The sequence below is a fragment of the Kitasatospora sp. MBT63 genome (genome assembly GCF_000710465.2).
In the GTDB taxonomy this organism is placed as follows: Bacteria; Actinomycetota; Actinomycetes; order Streptomycetales; family Streptomycetaceae; genus Kitasatospora.
In genome coordinates this window covers 29,874-33,331 of the sequence record NZ_JAIZ01000479.1, presented here as the reverse complement: position 1 = coordinate 33,331, position 3,458 = coordinate 29,874, and the positions used below count along the sequence as shown (strand labels likewise).

Below are 3,458 nucleotides of genomic sequence, written 5' to 3'. Positions count from 1 at the left end.
CCGGCGGCTCGGGCGGCACCGGGGTGACGTCGGGGTCGGGTGCTGCGGGAACGGTGCCCATGAGACTGGTCTCCTTCGGCAGGGTGGGTCTTCGAGCTGGGCTCACGGTCGAGCTGCGGCCGGCGCTGCGTTGCTCCGCCTCCGAAGTTCAGAGGCCTGGCTCGGGTTCGCCGAGCTGCCGGCCGGCGCGGTCGCCGAGAGCCGTGACGGAGGTGGGGAGCCCGGACTCCGCGGAGGCCGTGGTGCCCGGTACCTCGCGCCGCGGGTGTGCACCGGCGGCCGGGAGCAGGCGTGCCGTGAGGCCGAGCACGCGGGTGGTGGTGGCAGGGGCGATGCCCTGCAGGGTGACCGCCAGTCGGGCTGCCGGGGTGAGCACGATCTCGGGCCGGCGCAGTTCGGCCGCGCGGACGACGGGGTGGGCGGCGCGTTCGGCGTTCATGGACAGCAGGGGGAGCGAGGCGGCTGCGGCGAACCAGCCGTACTCGGCCCCGGGCCGGCCGTGGAACCGGGCGGCGGTGTGGGATCCGGTCCGCATCAGGCCGGGCAGGACGGTGGTGACGCTCACGCCGGTACCGGAGAGTTCGGCCCGCAGGCCCTGGGACAGCCCGGCGAGGGCGAACTTCGCTGCCGCGTACGGCCGGAGGTGGGGCGGGGCGATGCGCCCGCCGACCGAGGAGACGTTCACCAGCGTGCCCGCCGTGCTCGTCCGCAGGTCGGGGAGGGCCGCCAGGGTCAGGCGCAGCGGGGCGAGGAACATGGTCTCCACCGCTCGGCGGAAGTCGTCCTCCGTGAGTGCCTCCAGGGGGCCGACCTGGATGATGCCGGCGTTGTTCACCAGGATGTCCAGCTGGCCGAAGCGGTCGTGCACGGCGGCCAGCAGGTTTCGTGGTGTGTCGTCGTCGGTGACGTCGCAGCCGAGCGAGGCGGCCTCGAACCCGCGGCCCCGCAGGCGGCTCTCCGCGAAGGCGAGTTCCGAGGTGTCGCGGGCGCAGAGCATGACGCGGCAGCCGCGTTCGGCGAGCCGTTGCGCGATCAGCAGGCCGAGGCCGCGGGAGGAGCCGGTCACCAGGGCGGTGCGGTCTGCGAATCGGTTCGGTCGTCGCGACATGGCTCTCCTCCAGGGGAGTCGGGACGGTGGCGGACGTGGTCAGGGTTTGAAGAGGATCTTGACCGCGCCGTCCTGCTTCTTCTGGAACATGCGGTAGGCGTCGGGGGCCTCGTCCAGGGGGAGGTGGTGGGTGGCGAAGGTGTCGACCCCGAGCGGGTCGGCGTCGGTGAGCAGCGCGAGGATGTCATCGGACCAGCGGTGCACGTTGGCCTGGCCCATGCGGAGCTGGATCTGCTTGTCGAACATGGTGAGCAGGGGGAGCGGGTCGGTCATGCCGCCGTAGACGCCGGAGAGCGAGATGGTGCCGCCACGCCGGACGATGTCGATGGCGAGGTGGAGAGCGTGGAGGCGGTCCACGCCGACGTGCTGCATGATCTTGGCGGCGACAGTGCCGGGGAGCAGGGCCGTGGACTGCTGGGCGAGGGTGGCGGCGGGTGAGCCGTGAGCCTCCATGCCGACGGCGTCGATGACGGCGTGCGGTCCGCGGCCGTCGGTCATCTCGCGGATGGTCGCGGCCAGGTCCTTGCCGTGACGGTCGAGGTCCAGGGCGGTGGTGCCGCGGGCCCGGGCGCGTTCCAGGCGTTCGGGGACCAGATCGACACCGATGACCTGGCCGATGCCGCGGTGCGCGGCGATGCGGGTGCACATGTCGCCGATCGGTCCGAGCCCCAGGACGACCAGGCTGCCGCCCTCGGGGACGGCGGCGTACTCGACGGCCTGCCAGGCGGTGGGCAGCACGTCGGACAGGAAGACGAACCGGTCGTCCGGCGGCCCTGCGGGGACCGTGATGGGGAGGGTGTTGCCGAACGGGACCCGGAGCAGCTCGGCCTGGCCGCCGGGGACCTGGCCGTAGAGCTTGGTGTAGCCGAACAGTGAGGCGCCGGAGCCGTATTCGTGGACCTGGGTCGTCTCGCACTGGGAGTGCAGCCCCTGCCGGCAGGTGAAGCAGGTGCCGCAGGAGATGTTGAAGGGGATGACGACCCGCTCGCCGGGCCCGACGGCGGTGACCTCCGGTCCGACTTCCTGGACGATGCCCATGGCTTCGTGGCCGAGGATGTCGCCGGGGTCGAGGAACGGGCCGAGTACCTCGTACAGGTGGAGGTCGGAGCCGCACAGGCCGGTGGAGGTGACGTCGATGATGATGTCTCCCGGGTCCTTGATGGCAGGGTCGGGCACCGAGTCGATGCGGACATCCCTCCTGCCGTGCCAGGTCAGCGCCTTCATTTCTGCTCCTCGGGTGGGTGCCGGGTGCTCCGATGGGAGTGGGGTCTGCTCGTCCTCCGGGGGTGATCAGGCGCCTGCCCGAGCGCTTCGTCATGAAACGGCCTTCAGCGGTGGCACGCACCGGCCGGCACGTTGCGCACTTGCGGCCGTTGACGTCTTCGAGGGCGCCGGCCGGTGCAGCAGGACGCGTACGCCGCGCATGTCGGGCAGCGCCTGCGGGTGGGTGCCCGTGCGGTCGCGGCGCCCGGCAGGGAGAGTGATGGGAGAGCCGGATGTCCTGGGCCGTCGGGCGTGGGGTGTGTAGCGTCCACGACGGAGCGGCAGGCACGCAGGGTCGGCCCCGATCTCTCCCGGGAGGGTTGCTGTGTCGCGTGAGCGGATCGCTCTGGCGGAGGTGCTGGCGGAAGCGGAGGCCGCCGCGCCGGTGGACTCCCTCGACGTGGTGGCGCGCGACCTGCGGGACCGGTTGGGCGCGCGGTACGTGTCGTTCCTGTTCGTCGACGTCGTCCGCCGGCGCCTGATGCGCGTCCACGACACCGAGATCACGTACCGCGAGGAGCGCGCCGTGCAGGTCCCGCTCGCCGGTCGCACCGTGTACGACGAGGTCCTGCGCTCCCAGAAGCCGGTGCTGGCATCCGAGGACGGCCCCGGCCGGCGGGTACTCGCCCCGGTCACCAACCGCGGGGACACCATCGGCGTCCTGGAGCTGTTCCTGCCCCGGGTCACCCCGGACCTGCTGGAGCAGGTGCAGGACGCTGCGCACGCGCTGGCGTACATCATCGTCACCGACCGCCGCTTCACCGACCTCTACCACTGGGCCAACCGCACCGACTCCATCAGCCTGTCCGCGGAGATCCAGCACCAGCTCCTGCCCCAGGCCTCCTCCTGCGAAGCGCCCCAGTTCACCCTCGCCGGAGCGCTGGTCCCGGCCGCCGACATCGCCGGCGACACCTACGACTACAGCCTCGACCAGCACACCCTGCACCTGTCCGTTACCGACGCCATGGGCCACGACGTCGACGCCTCCCTGATGGCCACCCTCCTGGTCAACGCCTCCCGCGGTGCCCGCCGCGCCGGAACCGACCTCGCCGAACAGGCCCGCCGCACGCACCGGGCCCTCCTCGAT

3 protein-coding genes are annotated in these 3,458 nt (G+C 72.2%); 1 reads left to right on the top strand and 2 read right to left on the bottom strand.

Going from position 1 to position 3,458, the window contains the following annotated elements; genetic code table 11:
* Window positions 1–148 precede the first annotated feature (148 nt).
* Entirely contained in the window at window positions 149–1,108 is a 960-nt protein-coding gene (locus AA75_RS26215; RefSeq protein ID WP_033822714.1) for an SDR family oxidoreductase, read from the bottom strand.
* A 39-nt stretch (window positions 1,109–1,147) separates the two neighbouring features.
* Window positions 1,148–2,332 carry a Zn-dependent alcohol dehydrogenase gene (locus tag AA75_RS26210; protein ID WP_033822713.1) on the bottom strand — a complete coding sequence of 395 codons (1,185 nt, stop codon included), beginning with the start codon at window positions 2,330–2,332 and terminating at the stop codon, window positions 1,148–1,150.
* A 364-nt stretch (window positions 2,333–2,696) separates the two neighbouring features.
* Here AA75_RS26210 and AA75_RS26205 point away from each other — a divergent pair.
* On the top strand, window positions 2,697–3,458 hold a 762-nt coding region (locus AA75_RS26205), incomplete at its 3' end, for a PP2C family protein-serine/threonine phosphatase (protein ID WP_033822712.1).

Bases quoted from the DNA above. Each gene is read 5' to 3' on its own strand.
- AA75_RS26215 (WP_033822714.1), bottom strand. From the start codon at position 1,108: ATGTCGCGACGACCGAACCGATTCGCAGACCGCACCGCCCTGGTGACC.
- AA75_RS26210 (WP_033822713.1), bottom strand. From the start codon at position 2,332: ATGAAGGCGCTGACCTGGCACGGCAGGAGGGATGTCCGCATCGACTCG.